Source organism: Cereibacter changlensis JA139 (assembly GCF_003034985.1).
GTDB lineage: Bacteria > Pseudomonadota > Alphaproteobacteria > Rhodobacterales > Rhodobacteraceae > Cereibacter > Cereibacter changlensis.
This window is the reverse complement of the sequence record NZ_PZKG01000247.1, coordinates 1-3190: the sequence shown is the minus strand read 5'-3', so window position 1 is coordinate 3190 and position 3190 is coordinate 1. Positions and strand designations below refer to the sequence as shown.

Here is a 3190-nt window from a genome sequence, read left to right as displayed (position 1 = left end):
CCGTCGACGCCGCGCGTGCTGTATCCCAGTGCCGTCAGCCGGCGCTGCACCTCGCGCCGCTCGATCGCGGTCAGCCCCAGCAGCCGCTCTTCCAGCGGATCGTCGACTTGGCTGTCGTCGCGGTCGTTACCGGCGACCGGTCCGGCCTGCTCGTCGATCAGCCGCACCTGCCGCGCGGTGACATAGCCGGTGGAGGACTGCTTGTTGGCGGTCTGCCAGCGACCGATGGCGCTGCGGGTGTTGGAGCCCCAGAGCCCGTCGGCGCCGCCGGTGGCGTAGCCGAGCGAGGTCAGCTGGGTCTGGATCTGCACCCGCTGGCTGCGGCTCAGGCCCAGATCTGCCTCGACCGCGGCGGCGCTGAGGTTGCCGCGCCCGGGGCGCCCGTCGCGGTCGGGCCGCGTATCCCGGTCTGGCCGAAGATCGGGGTTTGCCGCCCCCAGCCGCGAAAGCGCCCGCTCGGCATCCTCGCGGAAGGCCCCTTTTGGAAACCGGGCCAGGTAGCTGCGGTAGCCGCTGTCGCTGTTCAGCCCTTGCGCCTGCTGGAAGGCCTGCTGGTCGGCCTGCTGCGCGATCATCGACTGCGCGACGCCGGAGACGATGTCACGAAAATCGTTCTGCGCCATGGCGGCCGGGGCCGCCGTCAGCGCCAGAAGGAGGGGAAGGGCAAGGATCCGCATGCTGTCTCTCTTTCGTAGGCGACGAAGGAAATCGTCTGATCAACCCGCGAGCACAACGCGCCAGAACGGGATTGGTTTCCGGGGCGGCAAGTTCGCGACAGGCCGCCCCCGCCCAGCCGGCGCCCGCTTGGCAGGCGCGGCCGAGCGGGTCTGCCCAAATTTCGGGCAATCGCCCGTTTCGGGGCAGATGCGGCGCATTCCGCTTGACGCCGGGTTCCGGGACAACCAGTTTGGCTGGAACATATCGGCATCCGAGCCCCGCCCTCCGCAGTGACCCGCCCTTCCGGCGCGCTGTGGAGGCGGGGCTTTTTGCGTTAAGGAACCCCATGCGGCGGCGCATCGATCTCGGCCTTCTCTACTCGCGCTCGGGCAGCTACTCGCTGATCGCCGAAGCCTGCAGGACCGGGGCGCTGAACGCCATCGCCGAGGTCAATGCCGATCCCGCCTTCGACCTCAGCTTCCTCCCGGTGGAGCGTGATCCCGGCGGCAACATCGACCTCTACGGCCCGCTCTGCGACGAGATCCTGCGCCAGAGCGCGGCGCGGCATGTGGTGGGCTGCGTCACCTCCTGGAGCCGCAAGGAGGTCATCCCGACGCTGGAACGCGCCGGCGGCACGCTCTGGTATCCGGTGCCCTACGAGGGCTTCGAAGCCTCCGACCATGTGGTCTACACCCATGCCTGCCCGAACCAGCACCTCCTGCCGCTGATGGCCTGGACCTTCGCCAGCTTCGGGCGGCGGGGCTACCTGACCGGCTCGAACTACATCTGGGGCTGGGAGATGAACCGGCTCGCCCGCGAGACCATCATGGGGGCAGGGGGCGAGACGCTGGGCGAGCGCTACCTGCCGATGGGCTCGGTCGAGGTGGCGCGGATCATCGAGGAGATCCGGGTAACCCGGCCCGACTTCGTGCTGAACTCGCTGATCGGCCCGTCGCAATACGCCTTCCTCGCCGCCTATGCCGAGCTGGGCCGGCAAGACCCGCATTTCCGCCCCGAGACCTGCCCGATCCTGTCCTGCAACCTGACCGAATGCGAGCTTCCCGCCATCGGCGCCGCCGCCGAGGGGCTGATCGCCGCCGGACCCTACTTCCGCGGCGCCACGGGCTGGACGCGGCCGGGCAACTTCGGCTCCTCGCACGAGGCCGCGGCCCATGCCGCCGTCCGCATGCTGGCCGATCTGCTGAATGGCCGCCCCGGGGCCGAGGCCGCGCCGCTCTCGGCGCTCCTGGCCTCGCCCGCCGCGGCGCGCAGCGGCATCGACGCCCAGACCCACCACACCCGGCTTCCCGCGCTGATCGCGCAGGTCCGCGCCGGGCGGTTCGAGGTGGTGCAGGATTTCGGTTTGGTCGCGGGCGACCCCTATCTGGCGCGCGGGCGTGACCTCGCGCTGCCCGCGCCGCGGCTGAGGGTTGTGCAATGAAGCGGCGGGTCCGGGCGCAGAATCTCGGCGGGGCGCGCGCCATCGTGCTGCACCGCCCGCATCCCACGGTGCAGGCGCTGACGCGGCAGCTCGCGGCCATCGGCCTGCAGGTCGAGCAATGCTGGCCCGACCTGCCGCCCTCGGCGCTGGCCGCGGATTTCATCTTCTTCGACGCCGATCTCGGCCATGACGCGCAATTCCCCTGGCAGCCGGGCGAGCCGCCGATGCCGATGGTGGCGCTGATCGGTTCCGAGGCGCCGGGCCGCATCGAATGGGCGCTTAATGCCGGCGCCGATGCGCAGCTTCTCAAGCCCGTGGGCGACGGCGGGGCCTTCTCGGCGCTGCTCACCGCGCGGGCCGCCTTCGATGCGCGCCAGTCGCTGTCCGCCGAGGTCGCCGACCTGCGCCAGCGGCTCGACCAGCGCCAGACCGTGGTGCGTGCCGTCACGTTGTTGATGAGCCTCGGCAAGACCGAGGACGAGGCCTATGCCCAGCTGCGCGGCATGGCGATGGCCTGGCGCATCAGCTTCGAGGCGGCGGCCGAGCGCATCGTCGCCGGCCAGCGCAGCCCCTCTCCCGCCAAGCCCGGAGGCGCGCGATGACCGACCTGACCACCACCCCAGCCGCGCAGGCCCCCGCCGGCGCGCTGCGCCGCCTCGCCCGCCGCAAGGCGGCGATGCTCGGGCTCGCGCTGATCCTGATCGTCACCGCGGGCGCGGTCTTCGCGCCCTGGATCGCCCCCTACGCACCGCAAGAGCAGATGTTCGACGGGCTCACCATCGAGGGCGCGCCGATGCCGCCGGGCGGGGCCTTCCTGATGGGCACCGACCTTCTGGGCCGCGACCTCTTCAGCCGCCTGCTCTACGGCGCGCAGACCTCGCTGATCATCGGCGTGGTGGCCAATGGCGCGGCGCTCTTGATCGGCACGCTGGTCGGGATCACCGCGGGCTTCTTCCGCGGCTGGCTCGGCAGCATCCTGATGCGCTTCACCGACCTGATGATGGCCTTCCCGGCGCTTCTGCTGGCGATCTGCCTCGCGGCGATCTTCACCCCCTCGCTCTGGATCGTCGCCATGGTGATCGCGCTGGTGAA

General features: G+C 71.0%; 4 protein-coding genes. 3 read left to right on the top strand and 1 reads right to left on the bottom strand.

Annotation, left to right across the window (positions count from 1 at the left end; translation table 11 throughout):
• Window positions 1-677 (bottom strand): peptidoglycan-binding domain-containing protein (locus C5F48_RS22695; protein WP_107665987.1); only part of this gene is annotated, 677 nt, incomplete at its 3' end.
• A 326-nt stretch (window positions 678-1003) separates the two neighbouring features.
• On the opposite strand from C5F48_RS22695, the gene C5F48_RS22690 reads away from it, so the two are divergent.
• From C5F48_RS22690 to C5F48_RS22680, 3 genes are all read left to right on the top strand, one after another.
• Window positions 1004-2098, top strand: coding sequence for a transporter substrate-binding protein (locus C5F48_RS22690; protein WP_107665986.1), 1095 nt, complete (start codon window positions 1004-1006; stop codon window positions 2096-2098).
• Complete coding sequence (locus tag C5F48_RS22685; protein ID WP_107665985.1) at window positions 2095-2700, top strand: ANTAR domain-containing response regulator; 606 nt, start codon at window positions 2095-2097, stop codon at window positions 2698-2700. The genes C5F48_RS22690 and C5F48_RS22685 overlap by 4 nt, the downstream gene beginning before the upstream one ends.
• Window positions 2697-3190: ABC transporter permease (locus tag C5F48_RS22680; RefSeq protein ID WP_146170720.1), on the top strand; the 494-nt coding region annotated here is incomplete at its 3' end. The genes C5F48_RS22685 and C5F48_RS22680, both read left to right, overlap by 4 nt.